20 protein-coding genes are annotated in these 26,400 nt (G+C 60.2%); 8 read left to right on the top strand and 12 right to left on the bottom strand.

Going from position 1 to position 26,400, the window contains the following annotated elements; translation table 11 throughout:
• Positions 1 to 65 precede the first annotated feature (65 nt).
• Genes PMA3_RS13790 through PMA3_RS13780 form a run of 3 tightly spaced genes read right to left on the bottom strand, consistent with a single transcriptional unit; the run spans position 66 to position 6,052 of the window.
• A complete protein-coding gene (locus tag PMA3_RS13790) occupies positions 66 to 1,988 on the bottom strand; it encodes a hybrid sensor histidine kinase/response regulator (RefSeq protein ID WP_064677669.1) in 1,923 nt (640 codons plus the stop codon).
• 60 nt (positions 1,989 to 2,048) lie between these two features.
• Entirely contained in the window at positions 2,049 to 4,388 is a 2,340-nt protein-coding gene (locus PMA3_RS13785; RefSeq protein WP_237140716.1) for an ATP-dependent DNA helicase, read from the bottom strand.
• Positions 4,385 to 6,052, bottom strand: coding sequence for a VRR-NUC domain-containing protein (locus PMA3_RS13780; protein WP_064677668.1), 1,668 nt, complete (start codon positions 6,050 to 6,052; stop codon positions 4,385 to 4,387). The genes PMA3_RS13785 and PMA3_RS13780 overlap by 4 nt, the downstream gene beginning before the upstream one ends.
• A gap of 206 nt (positions 6,053 to 6,258) precedes the next feature.
• Here PMA3_RS13780 and PMA3_RS13775 point away from each other — a divergent pair, with 206 nt between their 5' ends.
• Complete coding sequence (locus PMA3_RS13775) at positions 6,259 to 6,483, top strand: YgdI/YgdR family lipoprotein (RefSeq protein WP_064677667.1); 225 nt, start codon at positions 6,259 to 6,261, stop codon at positions 6,481 to 6,483.
• 166 nt (positions 6,484 to 6,649) lie between these two features.
• Here the strand turns inward: PMA3_RS13775 and PMA3_RS13770 are convergent, their stop codons facing one another.
• From PMA3_RS13770 to PMA3_RS13740, 7 genes are all read right to left on the bottom strand, one after another.
• Entirely contained in the window at positions 6,650 to 8,503 is a 1,854-nt protein-coding gene (locus PMA3_RS13770; RefSeq protein ID WP_064677666.1) for a polyurethane esterase, read from the bottom strand.
• Positions 8,504 to 8,549: 46 nt separating this feature from the next.
• A complete protein-coding gene (locus PMA3_RS13765; protein WP_064677665.1) occupies positions 8,550 to 9,914 on the bottom strand; it encodes a TolC family outer membrane protein in 1,365 nt (454 codons plus the stop codon).
• 2 nt (positions 9,915 to 9,916) lie between these two features.
• Positions 9,917 to 11,251 carry an HlyD family type I secretion periplasmic adaptor subunit gene (locus PMA3_RS13760; RefSeq protein ID WP_064677664.1) on the bottom strand — a complete coding sequence of 445 codons (1,335 nt, stop codon included), beginning with the start codon at positions 11,249 to 11,251 and terminating at the stop codon, positions 9,917 to 9,919.
• Positions 11,248 to 13,023: a type I secretion system permease/ATPase gene (locus tag PMA3_RS13755; protein ID WP_064677663.1), complete on the bottom strand. Its 1,776-nt coding sequence runs from the start codon at positions 13,021 to 13,023 to the stop codon at positions 11,248 to 11,250. Before PMA3_RS13755 ends, PMA3_RS13760 begins: the two co-directional genes overlap by 4 nt.
• Positions 13,024 to 13,156: 133 nt before the next feature.
• Entirely contained in the window at positions 13,157 to 13,579 is a 423-nt protein-coding gene (locus PMA3_RS13750) for an AprI/Inh family metalloprotease inhibitor (RefSeq protein WP_064680701.1), read from the bottom strand.
• Positions 13,580 to 13,646: 67 nt separating this feature from the next.
• Complete coding sequence (locus tag PMA3_RS13745; RefSeq protein ID WP_064677662.1) at positions 13,647 to 15,104, bottom strand: serralysin family metalloprotease; 1,458 nt, start codon at positions 15,102 to 15,104, stop codon at positions 13,647 to 13,649.
• Positions 15,105 to 15,451: 347 nt separating this feature from the next.
• Positions 15,452 to 16,375, bottom strand: a complete 924-nt coding sequence (locus PMA3_RS13740; RefSeq protein ID WP_064677661.1) for a LysR family transcriptional regulator — start codon at positions 16,373 to 16,375, stop codon at positions 15,452 to 15,454.
• A gap of 290 nt (positions 16,376 to 16,665) precedes the next feature.
• Here PMA3_RS13740 and PMA3_RS13735 point away from each other — a divergent pair, with 290 nt between their 5' ends.
• From PMA3_RS13735 to PMA3_RS13705, 6 genes are all read left to right on the top strand, one after another.
• Positions 16,666 to 18,012, top strand: a complete 1,347-nt coding sequence (locus PMA3_RS13735) for an MFS family transporter (RefSeq protein WP_064677660.1) — start codon at positions 16,666 to 16,668, stop codon at positions 18,010 to 18,012.
• Between the two features lie 388 nt (positions 18,013 to 18,400).
• Positions 18,401 to 19,522, top strand: coding sequence for a polymorphic toxin type 44 domain-containing protein (locus PMA3_RS13725; RefSeq protein WP_420848675.1), 1,122 nt, complete (start codon positions 18,401 to 18,403; stop codon positions 19,520 to 19,522).
• Positions 19,523 to 19,538: 16 nt separating this feature from the next.
• Entirely contained in the window at positions 19,539 to 19,919 is a 381-nt protein-coding gene (locus PMA3_RS13720; protein WP_064677658.1) for a hypothetical protein, read from the top strand.
• A gap of 246 nt (positions 19,920 to 20,165) precedes the next feature.
• Positions 20,166 to 20,705 carry a thiamine pyrophosphate-binding protein gene (locus PMA3_RS13715; RefSeq protein WP_003442221.1) on the top strand — a complete coding sequence of 180 codons (540 nt, stop codon included), beginning with the start codon at positions 20,166 to 20,168 and terminating at the stop codon, positions 20,703 to 20,705.
• Entirely contained in the window at positions 20,693 to 21,289 is a 597-nt protein-coding gene (locus PMA3_RS13710; RefSeq protein WP_064677657.1) for a thiamine pyrophosphate-dependent enzyme, read from the top strand. Before PMA3_RS13715 ends, PMA3_RS13710 begins: the two co-directional genes overlap by 13 nt.
• A gap of 66 nt (positions 21,290 to 21,355) precedes the next feature.
• Positions 21,356 to 22,519 (top strand): acyl-CoA dehydrogenase family protein, encoded by a 1,164-nt coding sequence (locus tag PMA3_RS13705; protein WP_064677656.1) that lies wholly within the window; start codon positions 21,356 to 21,358, stop codon positions 22,517 to 22,519.
• 186 nt (positions 22,520 to 22,705) lie between these two features.
• Here the strand turns inward: PMA3_RS13705 and ptrR are convergent, their stop codons facing one another.
• Positions 22,706 to 23,584 carry a putrescine utilization regulator PtrR gene (gene ptrR, locus PMA3_RS13700; protein ID WP_064677655.1) on the bottom strand — a complete coding sequence of 293 codons (879 nt, stop codon included), beginning with the start codon at positions 23,582 to 23,584 and terminating at the stop codon, positions 22,706 to 22,708.
• A gap of 100 nt (positions 23,585 to 23,684) precedes the next feature.
• Between ptrR and PMA3_RS13695 the strand changes: the two genes are divergently transcribed.
• A complete protein-coding gene (locus PMA3_RS13695) occupies positions 23,685 to 25,076 on the top strand; it encodes an aldehyde dehydrogenase family protein (protein ID WP_064677654.1) in 1,392 nt (463 codons plus the stop codon).
• Positions 25,077 to 25,276: 200 nt separating this feature from the next.
• Here the strand turns inward: PMA3_RS13695 and PMA3_RS13690 are convergent, their stop codons facing one another.
• Complete coding sequence (locus PMA3_RS13690; protein ID WP_064677653.1) at positions 25,277 to 26,362, bottom strand: polyamine ABC transporter substrate-binding protein; 1,086 nt, start codon at positions 26,360 to 26,362, stop codon at positions 25,277 to 25,279.
• Between the last annotated feature and the right edge of the window lie 38 nt (positions 26,363 to 26,400).

Genomic DNA, 26,400 nt, shown 5'->3' with positions numbered 1-26,400 from the left:
TCGAGCCTTGTAGCGCCTATGAAAACACCTTCGCCGGCAAGCCGGCTCCTACAAAGGCGCGGTGATCATTTCATGGTCGAGGCGATGATCTCCACCAGATTGAGCTGGGTATAGGGTTTGGACAGCCGCGGCAGTTCCATGGCAAAGCCTTCCAGCCGTTCGGCGTAGCCGGTCGCGAGGATGATCGGCAAGTCTGGTTTCAGGGTTCGAATGGCCTGCGCCAGTTGCGCCCCATTCATCTGCGGCATGGCCATGTCGGTAATGACCAGGTCGATGGCAGGTTCCACTTCTATCGCTTTCAGCGCCATCGCCCCGGACACTGCACTGACCACCCGATGCCCGAGGTCTTCGAGCAACAAGCTGGTACTCGTCAACACCAGGCTGTCGTCGTCCACCACCAGCACACACAGGCGAGGAACCGTGGTTGCGGTGTCCTCCTCGGTTGCGGGCATGGCAACCGAACCGGTCGTGGCGACAGGTATCCACAGTTCGGCGGTGGTGCCCTTGTCTATCTGGCTCTTGAGTATGAATCGTCCACCCAGTTGTTCGATAAAACCATGCACCATCGACAGCCCCAGGCCCGTGCCTTTGCCCACCCCCTTGGTGGTGAAAAACGGATCCATCGCCAGCGCCAGGGTGGCCTCATCCATGCCTTCCCCCGTGTCACTGATACTCAGGCAGACATAGCGGCCTGACATCGGGGTGAACTGGAGCTGGTCGCAAACCTCGACCGTTCGGGCACTGATCACCATTTTCCCGCCATGGGGCATGGCATCCCGGGCGTTGGTCGCCAGGTTGAGTACTGCCAGTTCAAGCTGATTGATGTCGGCCAGGACCGGTTCAAGCTCGGGTGAAAAGTGGGTTTCGAGGACCACCGAAGGTCCGAGGGAGCTGCGCAACAAACCGGAAATCCCTTGCACCAGCGTCGGGATCTCGACGGGTTCGGCCTTGAGTTCCTGGCGCCTGGCAAATGCCAGCATACGCTGGGTCAACGATACGCCACGCATGGCGCCCTGAGTGGCATTATCCACCAACCGGGTAATGCGCGGGTCGTCCCCCAAGCGCTTGCGCACGATTTCCAGATTGCCGAGGATCACCGTCAGCAAGTTATTGAAGTCGTGGGCAATGCCCCCCGTCAGCTGGCCGATGGCTTGCATTTTCTGCGCCTGGAACAGCGCCTCGCGGGTCTGCTCGAGCACCTGCTGAGCCTGGGTCACTTCGGTGATATCACGGGTGATCTTGGCAAAGCCGAGCAACGTGCCGGTATCGCCCCAGATCGGATCGACCACGACGTGCGCCAAAAACCGCGTCCCGTCCTTGCGTACGCGCCAGCCTTTGTTTTCGAACCGCCCATCACGGATGGCAATGGACAGGGTCCGTTGCGGTTCGCCAGCCTCGCGGTCTTCCGGGGTATAAAACATCGAAAAATGTTGCCCGATCACCTCTGCGGGCAAGTAGCCCTTGATCCGCTGGGCCCCGAGGTTCCAGTTGGTCAGGCGTCCGTCCGGGGCGAGCATATAGATCGCGTAATCCGTGACGCTTTGCACCAACAGGCGAAATTGCTGCTCGCTTTGCTTGAGGGTTTCTTCGGCCATCTTGCGGTCGGTGAGGTCCCGGGTGATCTTGGCGAATCCCAGCAACGTACCCGACGGATCGATAATCGGGTCGATGACCACGTGGCACCAGAAGTGCGTACCGTCCTTGCGCACCCGCCAGCCTTCGCCCTCGAAACGCCCTTCGGTGATAGCCGTGTTCAAAGCGCGCTGGGGCATACCCGCGCGTCGATCCTCTTCGGTGTAGAAACGCGAGAAGTGCTGGCCGAGAATCTCCGCCTCCTCGTACCCCTTGAAACGCCTGGCGCCAGCGTTCCAGCTGGTGATGATGCCATCGGGATCAATCATGTAGATCGCATAGTCAATCACAGCATCGATCAACAGACGGAAACGACTGTCATCGATACTGGTGGCTTTGCTTCGATCTTCGCTCATCGATCTCTCACGTCATGGATGTTTCTGTGGAGTATGGGACAAACGGAAAATTTGAAAAGCTCAAAACAACGCGGGCTGTGCGCAACCCTGGCCTGTGCCTTGGATGACGGCCTGCTCAGGGGGTTGCCGCGCGATACGTTTCGCGGGCGCAATCGTCCACCAGCGCGGCAGCAGTTGCTTGACCTTGCTGTCGCCAAACCGGTCATCGATCAGCATGACGACCCCTTGGTCCTGCTGGGTACGAATCACCCGGCCCGCCGCCTGGACGACTTTCTGCACCCCCGGGAACAGGTAGGTGTAGTCATACCCGGCGCCGAAAATCGCGGCCATACGATGCTTCAATTGCTCGTTGACCGGGTTGAGCTGCGCCAGCCCGAGGGTGGCAATGAACGCACCGATCAGGCGCGCGCCGGGCAAGTCGATGCCTTCGCCAAACGCTCCGCCCAGCACGGCAAAACCGATGCCCTGGCTGTCGGCGGTGAACTGATCGAGGAAATCCTGGCGCTGCCCTTCCGCCATGCCCCGAGACTGCGCCCACAGGTTGATATGGGGATGTCTTTGCGCCAGCAACTGCGCCACTTGCTGCAAATAATCGAAGCTGCTGAAAAATGCCAGGTAGTTGCCGGGGCGCTGGCTGAATTGCTGGGCGATCAGCTCGACGATCGGCGCCAGGGACGACTGGCGATGAACGAACCGGGTGGAGATCTGGCTGACGATGTGCACTTGCAGCTGATCGGCGTGAAAGGGTGATTCGACATCGATCCATACCGTGTTCGCTGGCGAGCCCAACAGATCGGCGTAGTAATGCCGCGGGCTCAGGGTCGCGGAAAACAACACGGTGCTGCGCGCCGCTGTCAGGCGCGGGCGGATGAAGCCGGCGGGCACCACGTTGCGCAGGCACAGCTGCGAGAGGTGTTTCTTGCGCTCGAGGTCACGCTTGCTGATGTCGAACAGGAACTGTTCATCGAACAGTTCGGCGACCCGGCAAAACTGCAGCATGTCGAAGTAAAAACTTTGCAAGGCGCTGTCCAGGCCTTGGGGATGATCGTTCAGGTAGTCGCCGATACTGGCACTGCAGGATGACAGGGCCTGCAGCAGTTTTTCCGGCGCCTTGTCGTACGCCTGATAGGCTCCGGGCTGCAGGTCATGCAGGGCATTCCACTGCCGGTTGACCCGCTGCAAGGCGGTCTTGAGCGCTGGCGGGGCGGTTTTGCGCACCGCGTTGAAGGTCGATTGGTCGAGGCTGGCACTGTACATCTGCCGCCCGCGCTCCACCAGGTTATGCGCTTCGTCCACCAGCACCGCGACTTTCCAGTTGTTGGCCTGGGCCAGCCCGAACAGCAGCGCGCTGAAATCGAAATAGTAGTTGTAGTCGGCAACCACCACATCGGCCCAGCGGGCCATTTCCTGGCTCAGGTAATACGGACAAACGTCGTGTTCCAGCGCCACCTCGCGCAAGGCGCCCTGGTTCAACAGGGTCAGCTCGCTGGCGGCCTGGCGCGCAGCGGGCAATCGGTCATAGAAACCCCGGGCCAACGGGCAGGACTCGCCATGACAGGCTTTGTCCGGATGCTCGCACGCCTTGTCCCGGGCAATCATTTCCAGCACCCGCAGGGGTGGCGCTTCGGCACTGTCGAGAATGACTTGCGCGGCGTCCAGTGCCAGCTTGCGGCCCGGGGTTTTCGCAGTCAGGAAGAACACCTTGTCCAGTTGCTGCGGCGCCAGGGCCTTGAGCATCGGAAACAAGGTGCCGACGGTCTTGCCGATCCCCGTGGGCGCCTGGGCCATCAGGCAGCGACCGGTACTGACCGCCTTGAACACCGATTCAGCCAGATGACGCTGCCCCGGACGAAAGTCGGCATGGGGAAACGCCAGTTGCTGCGCCCCACGATTGCGTGCTTCGCGGTGGGCCATTTCCTGCTCGGCCCACTGCAGGAACAGACGGCAATGGTGCTGGAAAAACAGCTCAAGCTCTGGCGCGTCAAAGGCCTCGACCAGGCAGGTTTCCTTTTCGCTGACGATGTCGAAGTACACCAGCGCCAGGTTGATCTGCGAAAGCGCCAGCTTCCGGCACATCAGCCAGCCGTAGATCTTGGCTTGTGCCCAGTGCAGCTGACGGTGGTTGGCGGGCTGCTTGCTCAAGTCGCCGCGATAGGTCTTGACCTCTTCCAGGCAATTTTGCCCCGGGTCGTAGCCGTCCGCCCTGCCCTTGACCGCCAACGTTTGATACCGGCCTTCGAGCGCGACTTCACTCTGGTAACCCTCGCTGCGCCGGGACGCCACGGTGCGGTGCCCGACGATGCCTTCCAGTGCAGTCGGCGACGGGGTGAAGCGCAGGTCAAGGTCGCCGACCTTGGCGGTGAACTCGCACAACGCACGTACCGCGATGCTATAACTCACGCGCTCTGCTCCGCCCATTGCACGTAACAGACGGCAATCGGCATCTGGTGCTCATGGCAGAACTCCAGCCAGCGCAACTGGTTGTCCTGCAGGCGATCGCCGGGGCCTTTGACTTCGATCATGCGGTAGGTCTTGTCTTGCGGCCAGAACTGGATCAGGTCCGGCATGCCAGCGCGATTGGCCTTGATGTCCAGCAGCAGACGATGGAACCAGTGCTTGAGGTGGTCGGCCGGCAGGCAATCGAGGGCCTGGTCGAGCAACTCCTCGCTCAATACGCCCCAGAACACGAACGGCGATTGCACGCCCCACTTGGCGGCATAACGGTCACGGATGGTCTGGCGGTAACGTCCGTCGTCGAGTTCGGCCAGGCAGGCCTGGAACAGGTCGGCCCGGCGCAGATGAAAATCTTCATTGAGCAGGTCCACCGGCCCCCGCTGGAAGGGGTGAAAAAACGCGCCCGGCAACGGCGCGAAAATCGCCGGCCAGCACAGCAGCCCGAACAGCGAGTTGACCAGGCTGTTCTCCACGTAATGCACGGGTGCCGACTCCTGTGCCAGGTGTGCCTGGACGTGATATTCCACCGACAGCGCCGGATCGGTCCTGGGCAGTTGCAGGTCCAGGCGCAGCATGTCCCGGCGGGACGCGCGCTTGATGGGCGGCCCGCCGAGCTTGCGCCGCAGGCGGGGCAATACCCGCAGCAACTGCTGTTGTTCGGCGGCGCTTTGCGCTGTTTGCTCGGCATGGCTGGCCAGGTCCAGCGCCAGTTGATACTCGCCGCAGCGCTCCAGCACGCGGATCAGGCGCCACCGCGCGCCGGGCCAGGCGCACTCGCGGTAGATGCTCAGGGCCGTGGCGAAATCGGCGGTGCGTTCGCAATATTGCCCCATCTGGAACAACAGTTTGTCGCGACGGCGTTGCAGCCAGGGATTGCCCAGCGCCAGCCCGTTGACCTGCTCGACAATGCCGGCCAGCGCTTCGCCGGCTTCGAAGCGCTGCTGACAGTCATGCAGGAACACGCAGGCGTCCACGTCCTCGCGACTGCGCAAGCCCCGGGAGTCAGCGCAGAACTCGACTTTTTCGTAGGTAAAGATGCCGAGGTCGGCCAGCACGAACTCCGACCAGTCCTGATAAAGATTGCCAAAGAACATCAGGCGCAGGCGATCACACAGACCCATGATGGTCAGGCTGAACAGCCGATCATCCAATGGCACGCACCACTGGCTGAAGCATCGGGTTTCGGGAAACTGCACGCTCAATGCCGGCAGCCAATCGGTCTTCTTGCCCTTGGGCAGATCGATGGCCGCGCCGAGGCACTGGAGAATTTCTGCCTTGAGCAGCACCTCGAACAGTGCTTCGACCGACAGCGGCGCCTGCTCGTCGATCCAGCCCAGCGCCAACAACGGGCCGGCAGCGCTCGCGGTGTCGCCGATCTCGGGGTACTGCAGCTTGCTCGCCCGGAAGTGTATGCCCCTGCGCATCACCATCCGCACCAGCAGCGCTCTGGACGGCCGGGATAGCTGGTTGAAGTCGTGGATGAACCGCTTCTCCTCAACACTCAACACATCGGCATAGCGATGCTCAAGCCAATCAAGCACTTGCATAAAGTTGTTCAAGTAGTAGAACGGGTCATCGAGGGGGTTTGCGGTCACTGGAAAAAGGGCCATGGCGAGCGAGTACTGGTTATGCGTACAGATACCAGCTACTCCCGGTGCGGTGCAAACGGAAAAGGATAAGCGGCGGTCAATCGGCTTATTTTTTTGCCGTCTGTCGAACTTTCTGCCATTCCTTCGCACCAACCGCCTTAGAGGTACAGTGGCGATAAGGCTCGATCGAAGCAGCCGTATTGTTTTTTTAAGGAAGAGAGGTGGTTATGAATATCAAGACTCTGGGTTTGCCCTTGGTAGTGGCGGCCTTTCTGGCCCTGGCTGGTTGCTCGACGGCAACGGTGGTGACCCTGCAGAACGGCACCCAGTATTTGACCAAGGACATGCCGGACACCGAGACCAGGGACGGTTTTTACGAGTTTGAAGATATCTCCGGAGCGAAGGTGAAGGTCAGGGCTGCTGAGGTGGCTAACGTGCGCAAGGAAGACTGAAGACCGCGTTATCGTTCATCTTCCAAGCAAGACTGACAACCGAGTCATCGTTCTACGCGAGCAAGCTCGCTCCCACAGGGATCACCGTCGTTCACAAATCGGTGTTCCATTGTGGAAGCGAGACCGGCTTGCAGGCGAAGTGGCCCTTACAGGCGCCGCATCAGCTTCAGGCGATAACAATCCCCCCACCAGCCAAACTCTCCAGCCCGACCCCGACCAGCGTCACCGAATCCCCGCCAAACGTCAGCACCGTGTCCTGCCCCACCGTCGTGGCATGCGCCCGGAAATCATCGTTCGGCTTCACCCCTTGAACCCCCAGAAACACCAACTGGTCGTCCGCCTGGTAACCCACCACCCGATCCTGCCCAAACCCGCCACTGAACAGGAACGTATCGCTCCCGCCTCCCGCTGCCATCAGATCGTTACCCGCCCCGCCGACAAACACATCGTTGCCCTTGCCACCGATCAAGTGATCGTTGCCTTCAAGGCCAAACAACCAGTCGCCGCCAGCGTGAGCCGTGAGCGTATCGGCACCTGCCCCGCCCTTTTGCGATGAAGCGTACCGGGTCAGGTCATTGCCGGCCGCCAGGCCATCGGCGGTCACACTGTGGGTCACGTCATCCTTGAACAGCCCCCACAGAAATCCCGATTCCTTGCTGACAAGGCTGCCGATGTCCCGGGTGATACTGATACCGCCATGGGCGTCGCGGATATACAGGTTGCCGGCACCGTCATTGGCGAAATCGAGGTTTTTCACCGACTGCTGCAGGTCCAGCACGTTGTTGCCCTGCCCGCCCAAAAGGATGTTGTAGCCGCCGCCATCGCGAAAGGTGTCGTTGCCGGCACGGCCTTCCAGATAATCATTGCCCTGGCCGCCCTGGATCAGATCGTTGCCCTCGCTGCCAATGATGAAGGTGCTGCCTTTGTGGGATTCGGCGTTGCGATTCAAATCCTGGACCCAGGTGTTGGTCCGGGCCGGGTCCGACAGGTTGGCAACGATGATCGTCGAGTCTTTGCCAGTGAGGTCGTAGAACGTCGACGCCAGCACCCGGTTCATGCCGTCGCCATAAGCGGTGGGCAGGTGCGAGATCCAGGTCGGGATGTTGAGGATCGAAAACGGCAAGACGTTCCACACCGTCGAGGCGTAGTGATCGTTGAAACTGACGATGTTGTCAGTCGCCGAGGCTTTGGCGGCATCGTGTACGCCCACCGAGGACAGGTTGAACGACGAGCCGTCGAGTGCCCGAAACACCGGGTCGTTTTCGTAACCGACATTGAGCACTTTGTCAGTGTTGCTCTGGGTTGGCGAGGCGTAGGCGATGTAATCGGCATCCTTGTAGAACCCCGACCATTTGTCGTTGCTCAGGTCTGCCAGGCTATTGACCGCCAGCCCGCCGAGGCTGTGACCGCTGACCAGCACATCCTTGCCCGACAAGCCATTGGCCAGGGCAAACGCGGCGACGTCGCCGAGCAACTCGCCAAAGGCTTCACCCACGTAGTTTTTCGCATAGTCCTTCGGCCCCATTGCTGCCAGCAGGTCGTTGATCGCGTCGGCGATCGAATCGCTGATCAGGGTTTCCCGAGGCCCGCTGGTGCCACGAAAGGCAATGCCGATTTCACTGAGTTGGCCTTGGGCGTCGTACTTGCCGAGGATCTCCACCTGGGCGCTGGTGTAACCGGCCTTCTCGCCGAAGAAGGTTCCGCGCGCATCGACCTTGCCGTCATAGCCCAGTTGCGCAGCGCTGATCGGCGTCCAGCCGGCCTTTTGCACGGCATCCAGGGCGGCTTTTTCCGAGTCCGGGTTCCAGGGGATCCCGGGGATGACGCCCTGGGAATCCGCGCCGCCAATCAGCGCCGTGACCAGGGTCGCCGGCAAACCAAGGCCGAACCCGTTGTGCTGGTAACCGCTGGCAAAGCCGTTGTCGAGGTTGTGGTAGGAATACAGCGTGATCGCCATGGCGTCGCTGAACAACGCTTTGGCGTCTGCCGTGCCGAGGTTTTTATAGTCATACACACCCATGGGTCTTGCCTCTCTTGTTGTTGGAATTGTCAGAGATTTTCAGGCGCTACCGAGTCGTCGGCCCCTGGCCAAACGCCTCGTCCACCCGGGCCAGGTCCTGCTCGCTCAAGGTCCCGGCGTAGTAGTGCAATTTGATCCAGGCCATCAAATAGTCGTATCGGGTCCGGGCCAGGTCGCGGCGCGTGGTGTAGAGCTGTTGTTCGGCGTTCAGCGCATCGAGGTTGACCCGTTCACCGCCCAGAATGCTTTGCCGCGTTGACACCGCCAGCGCTTCGGCAGCGTTCAGGGCTTTCTGGTAGGCGCGCAATTTGTTCACGCCCGACAGGCAGGCGCTGAATTGCCGACGCAATTGGATCAAGGTTTCCCGGGTCTTGCCGTCCAGTTCGTACTCGGCCTGCTCCATGGTTCTACTGGCCTGACGCGTCGAGGCCGAAACCCCGCCGCCGGCGTACAGCGGCATGCTGACTTCTATGCCGATGGTGTTGGTGTCGTAGCGCTGGTTGTAGGTGTTTCCACTTTCCGATTCGTTCTGGCGGGCCGAAGCGTAGGCGCTGACTTTGGGCAGGTGTCCGGCGCGGTTGCGTTCAACTTCGTAACGCGCCACTTCCACGGCCTGGCGCTGCGACGCCAGGTTCGGGTTGTTGGCCACGGCCATCTCGTGCCAGGTATCGAAGTTGGCCGGTTGCAGGGTGAAGGTCTGGAAGCGCTGGTCCAGCGGCGCGAGGTCGTTGATGTCGATGGCCGGCACGCCAATCAGCGCGCCCAGTTCACGCAAGGCCGCATCCTGCTCGTTGCGCGCCTCGATTTCCTCGGCGGTGGCCAGTTCGTAACGTGACTCTGCCTCGAGAATATCGGTACGCGTGCCCTCGCCCTGGCGGAACATGTGCTCGTTCTGCCGGAATTGCTGTTCGAAGGCGCTCTTTTTGGCCAACGCAATGTCGATCTGGTCTTGGGCGAACAGCGCCTGGGTGTAGCTTTCCAGCACGCGCACCAGCAATTGCTGGCTTTTGTCGCGAAAGTCTTCGTCGGCGAACAGCGCTTGCGCCACCCCTTTGCGATACGTCGCGTAGGCCTCGTAGTCGAGCAAGGGTTGTTGCAGGGTCAATGACGAGCCGTAACTGCTGTAGTTGCGATCATCACTCTGGCTGCGACCGCGATCGTTGAGGTAGGTGACCTTCGAGGCGTTGCGGCCCTTGTTGTAGGTGTAACCCAGCTTCGGTAACAGCCCGGCACGGCCGATGGCGCGGTTTTCCAGGCCGGCGTCGCGCTCCTTGATCGCGCCGAGGAACTGCGGGTCGTTGCGCAACGCTTGTTCATAAATGTCGAACGGTCCCATGGCCAGCGCACTGTCCCACGTCAGCAACGCCAGGGTCATGGCGAGCATCGAAAGCTTATTCATACAGCCGAACATCCTTATTCCTCGGTCAACGCGGAACCTGCCCGGTCGAGCAACGGTTTGAACAAATAGTTGAGGAGAGAACGTTCACCGGTGCGCACGAACATTTCCGCGGGCATGCCGGGCTTGATCACCAGGCCGTTGAGCTTTTCCATGGCCTGGTCGCTGACGCTGCTGCGCAATACGTAATATGGCGCACCGGTTTTCTCGTCGAGCATCTGGTCGGCGGAGATCAGGCTGACTTCGCCGGGCACCCGCGGCGTGCGGCTCTGGTTGAACGCAGTGAACAGGATGTCCACCGGCAGGTGCGTGCCGACCTTGTCGACCAGGTTGACCGGCAGGCGTCCCTCCACTTCCAGGCGGGTACCCTGGGGCACGATTTCCAGCAGGGTGTCGCCCTGGCGTACCACCGCGCCTTCAGTGTGAACCCCGAGGTTGACCGCGATACCATCGGCGGTAGCGATGATCTCGCTGTGTTGCAGGTCGAACCCGGCGGAGGTCAGTTGCTCTTCCAGGGTGACGCTTTTGAGCTGGGCGTCGGCCAACTGAGTGCGGACCTCTTTCTGATACTCCTGGGTCTGTTGTTGCAGCTTGAGACGCGATTCGACAATGCCCTGCTCCACCCGACCGCTTTCGCCGCTGTTCTCTGCCAGCTGTTGCCGGACTTGCGACAACTGGCGCTGGTACTCCATCAGCCGGTTGCTCGGGATGTAGCCGTTATCCGCCAGCGGCTGAAGATTGCTCAACTGTTGTTGCAGGGAGCTGGCCTGGGCGCTCAAGTCAGCGCGGGCGCGGCGCATGCCGGCCAATTGCGCACCGGCGCCTTCGATGCTGGCGCGCAAGGCGGCCTGCTCGCGGAAAAACGCTTCGCGGCGGCTGCTGAACAATTGCCGCTGACCTTCCAGCACCAGGGCCAGGCGTGGATCCGGATCATTGCTCAGTTCGGCAGGAAAGCTCACCTGCTCGAGGTTGTCCCGTTCGCTCTGCCAGCGGGCCAGACTGGCCCAGGCCATGCGGTATTGCGCTTGCAGCGATTGCACGTCCGCCGCGACCTGGGTCGGATCGAGCCGGAACAGTGGCTGGCCCTGCTTCACCACCTGCCCATCGCGTACCAGGATCTGGCTGACGACACCGCTGCTCATCGCTTGCACGGCTTTGCGCTTGCCCGAGACGACGACGGTGCCTTGCACCGGGATGCCCTGATCGAGCGGCGCCAGGCTGGCCCAGGTGAAGAAACTGCCGGCGCCGACGATCGCCAGCATCCAGCCCAGGCGTGCAAAAAAGTGCGCGTCACGCTCGGGGCGTTCTGCGATGTAGTCGTGTTCCATGCTGGCTTCACTGATTTGACTCATACACCCGAAATCCTGGTCGAGGGCTGGTACTGCCGGCTCATGCTGAGCCCGCCCGGTGCCTGCGCGGTTTTCTCCCGCGGCTGTTCCTGAGCGCCGGACAGGGCCTTGAGCACGTCCTGACCCGGACCGAAGGCTTGCAGGCGCCCTTCGTTGAGCACCAACAGCTTGTCGGCCTGGGCCAGTGCCGAGGAGCGATGAGTCACCAGAATCACGCTGGTGCCCTGGGCTTTCATTTGCGCAAGAGCCCCCGCCAATGCGGCCTCGCCGACGGTGTCGAGGTTGGAATTCGGTTCATCCAGCACCACCAGCCGTGGCTTGCCGTACAGGGCGCGGGCCAAGGCGACACGCTGTTTCTGGCCGCCGGACAGACCGCTGCCGTCTTCGCCGAGCAGGGTGTCGTAGCCTTGGGGCATGCGCAGGATCAATTCATGGACACCGGCCTGTTGCGCGGCTTCGACCACTTGTTGTGGATCTGCCTCACGGAAGCGCGCAATGTTTTCGGCGATGCTGCCGCTAAACAGCTCGATGTCTTGCGGCAGATAACCGATGTAGGGGCCGAGGTCGTCGCGGTTCCAGCGATGAATATCCGCGCCGTCCAGCCGCACGGTGCCGCCCAGCGTCGGCCAGACGCCAACCAGCACCCGGACCAGGGTCGATTTACCGGAACCGGACGCTCCGAGCACCCCCAGCACTTCACCGGCGCCCAGGCTGAAACTGACCAGGTGCAAGGTCGCCGCCCGTTGTCCCGGTGGACCGGCGCTGACCTGCTCGAACGTGATCTGGCCTTTCGGGGTTGGTAGCGCCATGGCCTCGTCACTCGGCGGGAAGGCGCGCAACAAGTCATCAAGTCGGCGGTAAGCGAGTTTGGCGCCGCTCCACTGTTTCCACACGGCGATCAGCTGATCGATGGGGCTCAGTACCCGCCCCATCAAGATCGAGCCGGCAATCATCATCCCGGCGGTCATGTCGCCCTTGATCACCAGCAACGCGCCGAGGCCCAGCACCAGGGATTGCAGGCACAGCCGCAAGGTCTTGCTCAGGGAACTGATGACCGCGCCGGTGTCACTGGCCTGATTCTGCAAGCCGAGAAAGCGTGAATGCACCTCAAACCAGCGCTTGCGCAGCGCTCCGAGCATGCCCATCGCTTGAATGGTTTCGGCGTTATGCAGGTGACTGGTGGCCAGCTGGCTGGACTTCTGGGAAAAGCCGGCGGCTTCGCCCAAGGGCTTTTTGGTCATCGATTCGTTGAGGCAGGCAAGGCCGATCAGCAACACTGCACCCACCGTGGCAAACACGCCAAGCCAGACATCGAACAGATAAATCACCAACAGATAGACCGGAAACCACGGCGCATCGAAGAAGGCAAACAATGCCGGGCCGGTGACGAACTGGCGAATATGAGTCAAGTCGCCCAAGGCTTGCCCGGCGTTGCCTTCGCCCTTGAACAGGTTGCGCTCGAACGCGGCCTGATAGACCCGCAGGTTGAAACGGCGCTCCAGTTGGCTACCGATACGGATGACGATGAAGCTGCGCACACTCTCCAGCAGGCCGATGAACGCAAAGAACCCGACGACCATTAAAGTCAGCATGGCCAGCGTCGTTTCGTTTTGCGACGACAATACGCGGTCATACACCTGGAGCATATAAATCGACGGAACCAGCATCAGCACGTTAATCAGTGCGGTAAAACAACCGACGCTGATCAGGATGCTCTTATAGTCGCCCAGCGCCTTGATTAACGGCGTAGTAGCCGTGCTCTTTGCCATCTTCATGGGGTCTTCCTGAGGTGTCAGCCCTTGCCATGGCTGGCGAGGTCTGCCGGATCTTTTTATTGTGAGTACTGCTTACAACTTAATAACAACTTATTATTCTGCGGTCTGTAACGCTATCGATCGGCGGATGGACTTAATGCACTTCTGGCGAGAGCGTAATGACTAGCCCGGATTTTAAAGTGCCTCGATAAAGCCCAACGCGCTGCCGACTGAAAAACAGTATCTTTGAGCCTTCTGTCCCGGTGATTGCAATGCCGTCGGGTTCGGTGAACCAACCGGCTACTTGCTCGCCCAGCCAGACGCTCAGGCAACCGGCGCCCTCACCCAGGGTCTGGTTCGCTTTAAGCTCAAGGATGCACAGGTTTGCCGGGGTGTCCTGCAACGCCGGGGATTGCGGCGAGTCCTCTCTGGCGAACAGGGTCGCCTGCCATTTGCCGGCCAGTTCCGACGGGTCCGCCAGTTTCAGGCTGCTCGCCATGGTTGAATCTCCAAAAAACATGATGAACGTCGCCAATAGCAACGCGATTGTGCGGTCGGTGAAGCTGTAAAGGATCATGAGGCACTTGGCTCCGATCAAGGGGCAGAGTGCAGCGCGTGTGCGCCGCTCTCCTTTTCACTTCACATCACGCAGCGATGTCGGAGTAAGCCGCCTGGCCCACGGTGCTGACCAGGAAGTCAGCCACGCCCAGCCCGGAGAAGTCCACCGACAACAGGCTGTTGCCGCCCGAAGAAGTCAACACCGCATCGCCGGCCGCACCGGTGAACGCGTTCACGAAATGCAGGCCCGAGCCATTGGTAATGCCGGTCAGGTCGATCTTGTCCAGGCCACTGACGAAATCGAGGATCTGGTCGACTGCGCCCGGTTTCGAATCGCTGCGGGCCGCGAACACAAAGGTGTCTGAACCGGCGCCGCCCCACAGCTTGTCGGCACCGCCCGCGCCGAACAGGATGTCGTTGCCGGCACCGCCCTTCAATTCGTTGGACAGGCCATTACCGATCAGCAGGTCATGGCCCGAACCGCCAATCGCGTTCTCGACGGCGACTCCCTTGGCGATGGACACGTTGCCTACCATACCGCCAACGTCGGAGAACGAGGCCTCATTGAGGTTGATCCTCTGGTTCTGGGTAAATCCGGAAAAGTCCAGGGTGTCCTTGCCGCCCGCATCCCACACCGAGAACACGACCTTGTCCGACGACGAAGACGCGCTCAAAAAATCGCGACCGGCGTTGGCATTGAAGCCGTAGGTGGTGTCCCCGGTTCGGGTGCTGGCGTTGGCACCGTAGAGCTTTTGAATGGCCGCAATATCATCCATCAACGGGCCGGACGCATAGGCTTCGACGCCACCCTTGCTGAAGTTCTGGCTGGTATTGCTTTCGCTCCAGTAGCTCATGACGCTGTAGCCGCGGGTGTCCTGACCGTAGGAGGCGTCGTTGTAGGTCGGTGCGCCTTCGCCGGCGTTGTAGTCGCCAGGGTGAGCCAGGCCCAGGGAATGGCCGATTTCGTGAGTCAGGGTCTGACGGCCGTAGTTGTTCAGCTCCGGCGTCTTGTTCACCGGGTAGCTGCTGTTGGTCAGGTACCAGGAAGTACCGTCATATCCCGCCCCCGTACCTGGCAGGTAAGCAAAGGCCGCCGCGCCGTCCTGGCCGCCGCTGTAGTTGCCGAAGGTCATGTGAGCGTCGCCACCGCTGGCCTTGTCGGTAAAGGTGAGATTGGCCACGTCGGCCCAGGATTGCATGGCCAGCACCGCCTGGCCTTTTTGCTGCGCGCTGAACTGGCTGAACCCGGTGATCCCGTGCTTGTTCATGGTGCTCGACGATGCCGAGGTCAGGAACGTGTAGGTGAGCTCGATCTTGCCGCTGCCATCCTTGTCCTGATAGGCCGCGCCGTCGCGCAGCAGTTGGGTGGCGGCCTGGTCAACGGAGAACGAGGGTTTGCCATTGACCATGAGGTTGCCGCCTCGATCATACTGGTGGCTGAAACTATTGACCTGGTTGAACGCGGAACTGGGGACAGCCAGTGATTGCAATGGCTGGAATCCCTGTTCGGCGGAATCAATAGCGGTGTTTTTTACTTTCGACATAAACACACTTCCTTGTTTGGCTATGGAGCAGTTTTTTTCGGATAACGACAATCTCTGGCGAGATCGTCCTGTCACTCGCCCAGTGAAGGCGAAAGAAAACTGACACAATTTGAAATCAACCGTCTAGTGTTTTTTTGACGTCAAATCGAGTTGCGCCCGCAAACGCCCGAGAACAACGCATGCGCTGCCGAAATATAATTTCCGGATTAGCCGATTCAAGTAATTGTCCGACAATCAGCAATTTAAATATTAAATATCGGCAAGTTGTTTTTTGTTGAACAAGTTGCTTTTTTCGGACTTGGCTAGTGTAAATGCCATTACATGGCTATCAGTTGATCGACACCAATTCAAAGCAGGTGCCCGGCCCATATCTTGCGATTGACCAGATCGGCGGTTATCTCGATAAACGCATCCCCAACAAATTTCGCCGCCGGACTGACTCGCCTGTCAGCGGGAAAGACCTGGACCAGTTTGCGCATCGGTACGGGATCGACCAGGGGCGCGGCACTGAGCACGCCTGCTTCGACTTGCCGGTAAATCGATGCCAAAGGCAACGCAGTGAAACCGAAGCCATTGCGGACCAGATCGATCATGGCGCCGAAGGAGTCGGCTTCGACGCTGGTCTGGAGCTTGATCCCGACTTCCCGCGCACAGTTATCCAGGATCACCCGCAGGCTGTGTTTGGCGCTCGGCAACACCAGCGACTGCTCGGCCAGTGACTCGAACGACACCGGCGTATCCAGGCACAGGTTGGCACTGGCGGGACCGATCAGCAGCAGGTTTTCCATCATCACCGGCACGATCCGCAGCGTATGCAGGGGTTGCGGATCGTAGGAGATCGCCAGCTCCAGTTCGCCACGTTGCACCCAATCGAGCAGGTAACCGCTGTAGGCCGAGGAAAACCTGATGGCGAGATCCGGATGAGCCTCTTTGATTTTGCGCACCAGGGGCACGGTGACGATTTCGGCGACTGTCGGTGTCGTACCGATGACCACCGTTCCGCGAAAAGACGCCTTGCCCCCCACCACTGAGCTTCGTATGGACTCCATTTCTTCCATGATCCGGGTGGCATGCGCCAACACTTCCCGACCGGCATCGGTAATTTCCATGCCGCGCCCATGTCGGTCAAACAGGTAGGTGCCGAGTTCTTTTTCCAGCAATCGAATCTGGCGGCTGAGCGCCGGTTGCGCGATGTGCAGCCGGTCGGAGGCCTTGCTGAGACTGCCCAGTTCGGCCACGTGAATCAGGGTCTTGAGTTGAACGACATCCATTGCCAGGCCAGTCAAAGTCGGGCCCGGCGCGAAATGCGCCGAGCGTGCTGCCAGTGTAAACGCATCGGCGCCTCTTGGAATGCTGTAGGCCCTTGCCGCCGGGGGCCTGGCGCTGGTGGAGACGAGCTTGCCCCCGGCCCGTCGGGCTGCAGGGCGAGCTATAGAATTTCGGTATATCAGTTAGGCCGGGCTGACGGCTTATTCACCTCGGGACTCTGGGGTAGCTTGCAGTCAACGTCGGCGCCCAAGCGCTCGACTCACTACAAGAATAAGATTCGAGGGTTTGCGCCATGGTTCATCACGCCTCTCATTACAAAAGCCCGAATCGCGTCAGGGCCATCATGGGTGCCTGCTCAGGCAATCTGGTGGAGTGGTACGACTTTTTCATTTATGCCTACACCGCCATCTACTTTGCGGCTTCGTTTTTCCCCAAGGGCGACACCACCAGCCAGCTGCTCGCAACGGCCGGCGTGTTCGCCGTCGGCTTTTTCATGCGCCCTCTGGGCGGCTGGATTTTCGGCTGGATTGCCGATACTCGCGGCCGCAAGGTCTCGATGATCATTTCGGTGTTCATGATGTGCGCCGGCTCGCTGCTGATCGCGGTAATGCCGACCTATGAAACGATCGGCGTCGCCGCGCCAGTGATGCTGGTAGTCGCCAGGTTGATTCAAGGACTGTCTGTAGGTGCGGAATATGGCACCGGCGCGACCTATATCAGTGAAATCGCCACACCGGGTCGGCGCTGCTTCTATGGCTCCTTCCAGTACTTCACCATCATCGCCGGACAACTGCTGGCCTTGATGACCGTGGTCATTCTCCAGCAAACCCTCACCGGCGAGGAATTACGCGAGTGGGGCTGGAGGATTCCTTTCTTCATCGGCGCCCTGAGCTCGATCGTGGTGGTCTACCTGCGTCGCGCCATGCATGAAACCGCGACCAAAAAAGACATGAACCGCAAGGATGCCGGCTCGTTGCGCGGCATGTTCAAGCACAAGCGCGCTGTCGCCCTGGTGGTGGCCTTCACCATCGGCGGGTCGCTGTACTTCTATACCTTCACCACCTATATGCAGAAGTTCCTGGTGATCTCCGCCGGCTTCAGTCCGGAAACGGTGAGCTTCATCATGACCGCCGCCCTGGTCGGCTTCATGTTCTGCCAGCCGTTGTTTGGCCTGCTTGCCGACCGTATCGGGATCAAGGCGCACATGCTGATGTTTTCCGGCTTGGCCATGCTGCTGGTGATCCCCCTGCTCTATTCGCTGCAGTCGGTCAGCAGCCCGTTCATGGCGTTCCTGCTGGTGTTCGGCGGCCTGGCCATCGCGTCGCTCTACACCCCGATTGCCGGGATCGTCAAAGCCGAACTGTTCCCGCCTGCGGTGCGTGCTCTGGGAGTGGGCTTTCCGTATGCCGTCGGCAATGCGGCGTTCGGCGGCACAGCGGAATATGTGGCCTTGTCGCTTCGTTCACAGGGGGTCGAGGAGTATTTCTTCTTCTACGTCGCGGCGATTGTGAGCATCACGTTCATCGCCTCGATGCTGATGCCGAACCTGTCGCGTTATGGGTACATCAGCGGTTCCGGAGAGATCGAAGAGCGGACCGGGTTGAAGGGTTCAGTAAGGCCGGACGCTGCCAGGGTCTGACGATGACCGATAGGTCGTTTAAAAGGGCTCCTGTCATCCAGGGGCCCTTTCTTGCGTCACCGTGTGACAACGCCTTGGCGCACTGAAAATTCCTACCCGCTAAATTCATTGGTATTACGTTATTTTGGGAAATGCCCTGCTTACTTCCGATATCCATGTTTCTAGGGTACGGCCTGCTGATTTTCCATCCTCTTATCGATGTCATTGCCCAGGCGATAAGGGAGAAGCAGCCAAAACACCCAAGGATCAGGATCATGGAAATGAGCTCACTCTCGCAACTGTCGTATACCAACGAACCCTCCTCTGCATTTCTCCTCACTCTGAATCAATCACCGTTCACGCAGCAGCCGCTTGCCGGCTTCAGCGAACAGCTCCCATCGAGGATTGAATGATGGGACGTGGCACTGCCAACGGATCTGGACAAGGGCTGCACGGTGACCTGACGACCACCGGAGCGGTGTGCATCAGTAGCTTGCCCAATGCGACACAAGGCGGACGCGGGGTGTTGCGGCTCGGGGATAAAACCACCCCGTGCAAGCAATGCGGCAAAGCCGGCGTCATCATCGACAGCCTGCCCGCCATGAAATGGAATGGGATACCGACCGTGCTGGACGGGGCGGAAATCCGCTGCGATTGCCCGCCGGGCAGCAACCGGCTTATTGCACCGATCGAAAGATCGCGAGCTTCCGGAACAGGTGCTCGGTCAGCAGCCCAGCCAGATAGCACCCCAATGACAAGGGCCCAATCGGCCAATTCAAAGCTTGCAGAAAAAGCCGCTACTCCTTTCGCCAACTCCAGCGCAGCTACTAGTAGTCCTGCGGGCTGCAATCATCCTGACCAGATGGAAGAGCTTGCCGCCTACATCGCAGGCGAGATGAATCGAAACATCCAGCATCCAGCCGTGTTGAAAATGAAGGAGCTGATCGACTACGACAGCAGCGCGCAGGCCAGGGAGTTTCGGGCGTTACCCTGGTACGCCAGACTGGCCGGACCACCGAATTTCAATAGCATCGCATTGGCGAAAAAGCTGGAGGCGATGGCGATCTGGACTAAGCAAGTGGGTCAAAATATGGAGTGGGATCACAAGCCGAAGCTGGAGGCAATGTACAACGGTGTCGTGCGACATAAGCAAGGGAAGTACGAGTACTACTACGATATCTGGTCGAACATTCACTATGGATACGTCGGTATTGCAGGTGGGCTCTCGGAAAGTGTGCTGCTGGATGGCGCTGGAGCTGAACAGATAGTTTCGGACTCTGCGAGAAAGGTTGCCGAACTGGCAAAGCCCAACCAGGAGAGAAAACTCCCCGGCCCTCGCCCAACGGCCAGTCCATGGACGGAGCTTCGGTCATGGGACGATGTTGCTGACAGAGTCTCAATCAGTATCGGCATTAAACTCTACAAGCAGCACCCCAACGGGGGGATCACCGCGAAGATGATCATGAATGAAGTGCTTGCGGTTGCACCCGTGAACTGGGGGGATGGAATTCGTGTCCACATCTGCAAGTAAACCCCGAACTCGGTACATGCGATGGCTGTGGATCCCGGCTTTGTTTCTGGCCATCACCCATTGGGATATTGCATTGCCTACTGTGACCGTTCACTACTCCAAAGACGCGAAGGAGCAACTTAAGTACATCTGGAACGTACAGCACCGGATATTCAAAGGACGGATGCAACCTGGGGGCGGCACACGTGATTACGGCTTCTTGTCTCCAGATGAGAAGTTCTTCATGGAAATTTCCTGGTGGAACGATGGCGATCTCCGACACTGCGTCAACATAACCCCGAAATGGCCCAACACACACATCTACCTCGATGCCAACGGCGACATTGATCACAGCGAAGGCAGCGGCACGGATTCGGATCGACTGAAACAATGCATAACGGATACCGCGCCCCCTTGAAGTAGGAGCTCGCTCCGGGCGGCGTTCCGACGAAGAACCTGAGTGCGTCGTGTTTATCCAGGAAACCCGCGTTATCGTTAACGTCCATCGCGAGCAAGCTTGCTCCTACAGCCAGCGTTGATCCGGGGTCAGCCAAGCTATACCAATCGGGCATATCTCAAAGACAAAAACGGTAGTCGCAGTTCACTTCCAGCACTCCCAGAATGTGTGAAAACACAAAAGCAGCACTGCTTGGGAGAGATTGGCATGTCAACAGAAGCCGAACACACCGTAGGACAAGACTGGCAGGAGGACGTGTTTCGCGTGCTCAAGGCCCACGACGTCAAACACGTGGTCTTCGTACCGGATGCAGGTCACTCGGCGGCCATCCGCATGTCGTACGCAGACCCTGACATCAAGGCGGTCGTCCTCACCACCGAAGAAGAAGGCATCGGCTACCTCGCCGGCGCCTGGCTGGGTGGAGAACGCGGCGCGCTGTTGATGCAGTCCAGCGGCGTCGGCAACTGCATCAACACCCTGGCCCTGCAAGTCTGCGCCGGCTTCCCGTTGTTGATGGTGGTGACCATGCGCGGCGACTGGGCCGAGTTCAACGCCTGGCAGAACCCCATGGGCCAAGCCACTGAAGCCTCCCTGAACCTGATGAAAGTCATGACCTGGCGCGCTGACGTCCCGGAAGATGTCGCCCCGCTGCTGCATGGTGCCGCGACCATGGCCTTCAACGGTGATTCGTCCACTGCCCTGCTGCTCGGTCAGCGCCTGATTGGAGAAAAGAAATGGGTCAAGTAAGCGCAAACCACAGCCTGTGCCGCCGCGAAGTGGTCAAGGCTTTGCTGGCCGACCGTAAAGACGTGCTGGTGGTGACCGGCCTGGGCTCGGCGTCCTACGACGTCATGGCTGCCGGGGACAACGATCTGAATTATTACCTGTGGGCGGCCATGGGCAGCGCCATCACCGTCGGCCTCGGCCTGGCCAACGCCCAGCCGGACAAGTCGGTGGTGGTGGTCACCGGTGACGGCGAGCTGCTCATGGGGTTCGGGGCGCTGGCCACAGTAGCGCTGCAAAAACCCGCCAACCTGACTATCGCGGTGTTGGATAACGGTCACTTTGGTGAAACCGGCATGCAGGTCAGTCACGCCGGTTTTGGTATCTCCCTGGACCAGGTGGCGAAGACGTGCGGCTTCAGCTGGACCGATGAAATCCGCGACATGGAAGGCGTGCACGACCTGCGCGAGCGCTTTGCAACCCGTGATGGGGTCAAGCTCGCGACGATCAAGATCAAGGCGCAAAACCCGCCACGGGTGCTGCCACCCCGTGACGGTCACTACGTCAAGAATCGCTTTCGTGCTGCCCTGGGTTTCAACCCGATCTGATTGCTCTTTGCCCGGACCCGGTCACGCAGGGCAGATGCCGTGCGTGACGCGCTGAGGAGAATAATAATGACTGCCCGCAACTCTGAAGAACTCACGGCCATCCGCGAGGGCGTACGCGCCCTGTGCGCCGAATTCGATGCGGCTTACTGGCGCAAGGTCGACGAAGACAAAGGCTTCCCGGAAACCTTCGTCAAGGCCCTGACCGACGCCGGCTGGCTCGCGGCGATGATCCCGGTCGAATACGGCGGCTCCGGCCTCGGTCTCGCCGAAGCCTCGGTGATCCTTGAGGAAGTGAACGCGTGCGGGGGCAACTCCGGCACCGTTCACGGGCAGATGTACAACATGTTCACCCTGTTGCGTCACGGCAGTGAGGCGCAGAAAAGCTATTACCTGCCGAAACTGGCCAGCGGTGAATTGCGCCTGCAATCGATGGGTGTCACCGAGCCGACTACCGGAACCGACACCACCAGGATCAAGACCACCGCCATCAAGCGCGGCGACAAGTACGTGATCAGCGGCCAGAAAGTATGGATCTCGCGGGTCCAGCATTCCGACCTGATGATCCTGCTGGCACGCACCACGCCCTTGGCCGAGGTGAAGAAAAAGTCCGAAGGCATGTCGATCTTCCTGGTCGACCTGCGTGAAGCCATCGGCAACGGCATGACCGTGCAACCCATCGCCAACATGGTCAACCACGAGACCAACGAGCTGTTCTTCGACAACCTGGAAATCCCTGCCGACAGCCTGATCGGGGAGGAAGGCAAAGGCTTCCGCTACATCCTCGACGGCCTCAACGCCGAACGCACGCTGATCGCTGCCGAGTGCATTGGCGACGGTCGCTGGTTCATCGAAAAAGCCAGCGCCTATGCCCGTGATCGCGTGGTCTTCGGGCGCCCGATCGGGCAGAACCAGGGCGTGCAATTCCCGATTGCCGAAGCCCATATCGAGATCGAGGCCGCCGACCTGATGCGCTGGCGCGCCTGTGAGGAATACGACAGCGGCAAGAACGCCGGGGCCAGCGCCAACATGGCCAAGTACCTGGCCGCCAAAGCCTCCTGGGAGGCCGCCAACGCCTGCCTGCAGACCCACGGCGGATTCGGTTTCGCCTGCGAATACGACGTCGAGCGCAAGTTCCGCGAAACCCGGCTGTACCAGGTCGCCCCCATCTCCACCAACCTGATCCTGTCGTACGTCGCCGAACACCTGCTCGGGCTGCCGCGCTCTTTCTAATAACAAGAGAGATACCCCACATGAGGAAACCGGGTCTGGGGGCGGACCGCATCGAACAAATGCGTGCAGCCGGGGTGATCTAGCCGCGACCCGATAACCCGCCGCCCAAGCCATCCGCACTCGCGAACTGCCACCAGCTTTTTCAGCGCCGGGCATGCAAAGGGAGCAGCAACCTGCTCCCGTTTGCTACGCGTTCTCCTGCACCACCCCTCGCTCCTCCAGCAGGCGCACGAACATGGTCAGGCTTTGCGACACCGTACCCCGGCGCCACACCAGCCAGGTGCGCAGGAACCGGAACGACTCCGACAACGGCCAGACACTCACCGTGGCGCACCCCGGCATGCTCTCGAGCATGCTGCGCGGCATCAGCGCCAGGCCGGCCCCGGCGCTGACGCAGGCCAGCATGCCGTGATAGGACTCCATCTCGAAAATCCGCCCAGGCACCGCGGCGTCCTTGGCGAACCAGCTTTCGAAATGATGCCGATAGGAACAATTGGAGCGGAAGGCATAAATGCTCTCGCCATTGACGTCCTGTGCGCGAAGAATGGGGCCATGGTTCAGCGGCGCGATAAGCACCATCTCTTCCTCGAACGCGGGCACCCCTTCCAGTGCCGGGTGCAACACCGGACCGTCGACAAAGGCGGCGGCCAGCCGGCCCGACAGCACACCGTCGATCATGGTCCCGGAAGGGCCGGTGGACAGGTCCAGTTCGACCTTGGCGTAGCGCTGGTTATAGGCGGCCAACAGCTCGGGAATGCGTACCGCCGCGGTGCTCTCCAGCGAACCCAAGGGGAACGAGCCCTGAGGTTCCTCGCCCGCCACCGTGGCCCGGGCTTCCTGGACCAGGTCAAGGATGCGCCGGGCGTAATCGAGAAAACTCCAGCCGGCCGGAGACAGCCGCAGACGGCTTTTCTCGCGGATAAACAGGTCCACGCCCAGATCCAGCTCCAGCTGCTTGATCCGCGTCGTCAGGTTCGAAGGCACCCGGTGAATGTGCTGGGCGGCCACGCTGATACTGCCGTGCTCGGCCACGGCTTTGAAAATCTCGAGCTGTACCAGATCCAAGTCATTCTCCAAACGTGAACGATGTGCTCAGTATTATTCAGTTTCCAGAATTCGTCCGCCAGCTTAATCTGAGCCTATACCCACCCAGCAGGACGGTGCCATGACCCAGGTTTCCAGCGTCACCCATGCCATTTCGATCAATCCCGCCACTGGCGAGCAGATCGGCCACTACCCTTTCCAGTCCGCATCAGACCTGGATGCCGCCCTCGCCCGCGCCGCTGCCGGGTTTTCGGTCTGGCGCCGTACACCGGTCGAGCAACGTGCCCGGGCCCTGGTCGTCCTCGCCCGGACACTGCGCGACAACGCCGCGACGATGGCGAACATGATTAGCGTGGAGATGGGCAAGCCGGTCACCCAGGCCCGCGGCGAAATCGAAAAGTGCGCACAGCTGTGCGAATGGTATGCCGAACACGGCCCCGCCATGCTGACCGCCGAGCCGACACTGGTCGAAGGTGGCAAGGCGCGCATCGAATATCGCCCGCTGGGTTCGATTCTCGCGGTGATGCCGTGGAACTTCCCGATCTGGCAGGTGCTGCGCGGTGCGGTGCCAGCCTTGATTGCCGGCAATACCTACGTCCTCAAGCATGCGCCCAATGTAATGGGATCGGCCTACCTGCTGCGCGATGCCTTGCAGCGTGCCAACTTCCCGGAAGGCGTGTTCGAGGTGATCAATGTCACTCCGGACGGCGTCTCCACGGCGATCGCCGATCCACGCATCGCTGCGGTGACCCTCACCGGCAGCGTGCGCGCCGGCATGGCCATTGGCGCCCAGGCCGGTGCTGCCATGAAGAAATGCGTACTGGAACTGGGTGGCTCGGACCCGTTCATCGTGCTCAACGACGCCGACTTGGACGAAGCAGTCAAAGCCGCCGTCATTGGCCGTTACCAGAATACCGGGCAAGTCTGCGCGGCAGCCAAGCGCCTGATCGTCGAGCAGGGCATCGTCGAGGAATTCACGCGCAAGTTCGTCGAAGCCACCCGCCAACTGGTCGTCGGCGATCCACTGGCTGCAGACACCTACATCGGTCCCATGGCCCGCTTTGATCTGCGTGATGAACTGGACCAGCAAGTCCGCGACACCCTGGAAGAAGGCGCGACCTTGCTGTTGGGCGGCAAGAAGGCTGAAGGTCCTGGCAACTATTACGAGCCTACGGTATTCGCCGATGTCACTGACCAGATGACCTCGTTCAAGCAGGAACTGTTCGGCCCGGTCGCCTCGATCATCACCGCACGAGATGCCGCCCATGCCCTGGCGCTGGCCAATGACAGTGAGTTCGGACTGGCTTCGACCATCTACACGCGCAACGTCGAACTGGCGCAGCAGATGGCCGGCGAACTGGAAACCGGCGGCGTGTTCATCAATGGTTACTGTGCCAGCGACCCGCGGGTGACCTTTGGCGGCGTGAAGAAAAGCGGCTTTGGCCGGGAGCTGTCGCATTTCGGCGTCCGCGAGTTCTGCAATGCCCAGACGGTGTGGCTGGATCGGCGTTGATTGGGTCCCTGTAGGAGCGAGCCTGCTCGCGAAGAACCTGAGAACACCGCGGGGTGCCAGGCATCCAGCGTTATCGTTAACGTCCATCGCGAGCAAGCTCGCTCCTACACGATCAGTGGCGTACCGATGGTTTGTGGTCAACGCTGAACCCTGTAGGAGCCGGCTTGCCGGCGAAGGCTGTGTATCAGGCGACGTGTTCGTCAGCTCCCCGACCGGATCTTGTTCCACACCCGCGTGCGAACCCGGTCGACATTCAGCGGCATCGCCTCCAGCGCAAACAATTTCCCCATCATCTCCGGGCTCGGGTAGACCTTGGTGTCATTCTTGATCACCGGGTCGATCAGGCTGTCAGCCTGTTGGTTACCGTTGGCATAACGCACATGGTTACTGATGCCGGCCATGACGTCCGGCCGCAACAGGTAGTTCATGAAGGCATAACCGGCCTTTTCATCCGGCGCATCAACAGGCATGGCGACCATGTCGAACCAGATCGCGGAGCCTTCCTTGGGAATCGAATAGCCTATCTCGATGCCGTTGTTGGCTTCCTTGGCACGACTTTCCGCTTGCAGGATGTCCCCGGAGAAACCGACGGCCACGCAGATGTCACCATTGGCCAGATCGCCCGTGTACTTGGACGAGTGGAAATAGCTGACGTACGGCCGGACTTTGAGCAACAGCGCCTGAGCCTTTTTATAGTCATCCGGGTTCTTGCTGTGATGCGGCAGTCCCAGGTAGTTCAGCGCTGCTGGCAGCAGTTCCGGGCCATTGTCGAGGATGGCCACGCCGCACTTCTGCAGTTTTTCCATGTACTCAGGCTTGAAAATCAGGTCCCAGGAATCCACCGGCGCGTCATCACCCAATACCGCCTTGACCTTGGCGATGTTGTAGCCGATGCCCGTGCTGCCCCACAGGTACGGGAATCCGTGTTCGTTGCCCGGATCGTTGGTCTGCAAGGCGTCGAGCAGCACCGGATTGAGATTCTTCCAATTCGGCAACTGACTCTTGTCGAGCGTCTTCAGCGCCCCGCCCTGAATCTGCCGCGCCATGAAGTGATTGGACGGGAACACTACGTCGTAGCCGGAGTTGCCGGTCATCAACTTGCCATCGAGGGTTTCGTTGCTGTCGTAGACGTCGTAACTGAACCCGATACCGGTTTCCTTCTGGAAGTTTTTCGTGGTGTCCGGGGCGATGTAACTCGACCAGTTGTAGATCTTGACGGTTTCGGCCGCCTGGCCGAGGGTCGCGACAAGTGCCAAGGGGGCCAGAGTCAGGGTCTTTCGGATCATGAGTCAATTCCTCTAGGGATTGTTCTTTTTATTGGAGT

The sequence above is a fragment of the Pseudomonas silesiensis genome (assembly GCF_001661075.1).
Classification (GTDB): domain Bacteria; phylum Pseudomonadota; class Gammaproteobacteria; order Pseudomonadales; family Pseudomonadaceae; genus Aquipseudomonas; species Aquipseudomonas silesiensis.
The sequence above is the reverse complement of the archived record's forward strand: the minus strand, read 5'-3'. Positions and strand labels throughout refer to the sequence as shown.

Excerpts from the sequence above, each read along its gene's own strand:
- PMA3_RS13725 (WP_420848675.1), top strand. The coding sequence starts at position 18,401 with ATGATGGGACGTGGCACTGCCAACGGATCTGGACAAGGGCTGCACGGT.
- PMA3_RS13770 (WP_064677666.1), bottom strand. The coding sequence starts at position 8,503 with ATGGGTGTGTATGACTATAAAAACCTCGGCACGGCAGACGCCAAAGCG.
- PMA3_RS13760 (WP_064677664.1), bottom strand. The coding sequence starts at position 11,251 with ATGAGTCAAATCAGTGAAGCCAGCATGGAACACGACTACATCGCAGAA.
- PMA3_RS13745 (WP_064677662.1), bottom strand. The coding sequence starts at position 15,104 with ATGTCGAAAGTAAAAAACACCGCTATTGATTCCGCCGAACAGGGATTC.
- PMA3_RS13690 (WP_064677653.1), bottom strand. The coding sequence starts at position 26,362 with ATGATCCGAAAGACCCTGACTCTGGCCCCCTTGGCACTTGTCGCGACC.
- PMA3_RS13765 (WP_064677665.1), bottom strand. The coding sequence starts at position 9,914 with ATGTTCGGCTGTATGAATAAGCTTTCGATGCTCGCCATGACCCTGGCG.
- PMA3_RS13695 (WP_064677654.1), top strand. The coding sequence starts at position 23,685 with ATGACCCAGGTTTCCAGCGTCACCCATGCCATTTCGATCAATCCCGCC.
- PMA3_RS13790 (WP_064677669.1), bottom strand. The coding sequence starts at position 1,988 with ATGAGCGAAGATCGAAGCAAAGCCACCAGTATCGATGACAGTCGTTTC.
- PMA3_RS13735 (WP_064677660.1), top strand. The coding sequence starts at position 16,666 with ATGGTTCATCACGCCTCTCATTACAAAAGCCCGAATCGCGTCAGGGCC.
- PMA3_RS13720 (WP_064677658.1), top strand. The coding sequence starts at position 19,539 with ATGCGATGGCTGTGGATCCCGGCTTTGTTTCTGGCCATCACCCATTGG.
- PMA3_RS13710 (WP_064677657.1), top strand. The coding sequence starts at position 20,693 with ATGGGTCAAGTAAGCGCAAACCACAGCCTGTGCCGCCGCGAAGTGGTC.
- PMA3_RS13740 (WP_064677661.1), bottom strand. The coding sequence starts at position 16,375 with ATGGATGTCGTTCAACTCAAGACCCTGATTCACGTGGCCGAACTGGGC.
- PMA3_RS13750 (WP_064680701.1), bottom strand. The coding sequence starts at position 13,579 with ATGATCCTTTACAGCTTCACCGACCGCACAATCGCGTTGCTATTGGCG.
- PMA3_RS13715 (WP_003442221.1), top strand. The coding sequence starts at position 20,166 with ATGTCAACAGAAGCCGAACACACCGTAGGACAAGACTGGCAGGAGGAC.
- PMA3_RS13775 (WP_064677667.1), top strand. The coding sequence starts at position 6,259 with ATGAATATCAAGACTCTGGGTTTGCCCTTGGTAGTGGCGGCCTTTCTG.
- PMA3_RS13755 (WP_064677663.1), bottom strand. The coding sequence starts at position 13,023 with ATGAAGATGGCAAAGAGCACGGCTACTACGCCGTTAATCAAGGCGCTG.
- PMA3_RS13705 (WP_064677656.1), top strand. The coding sequence starts at position 21,356 with ATGACTGCCCGCAACTCTGAAGAACTCACGGCCATCCGCGAGGGCGTA.
- PMA3_RS13780 (WP_064677668.1), bottom strand. The coding sequence starts at position 6,052 with ATGGCCCTTTTTCCAGTGACCGCAAACCCCCTCGATGACCCGTTCTAC.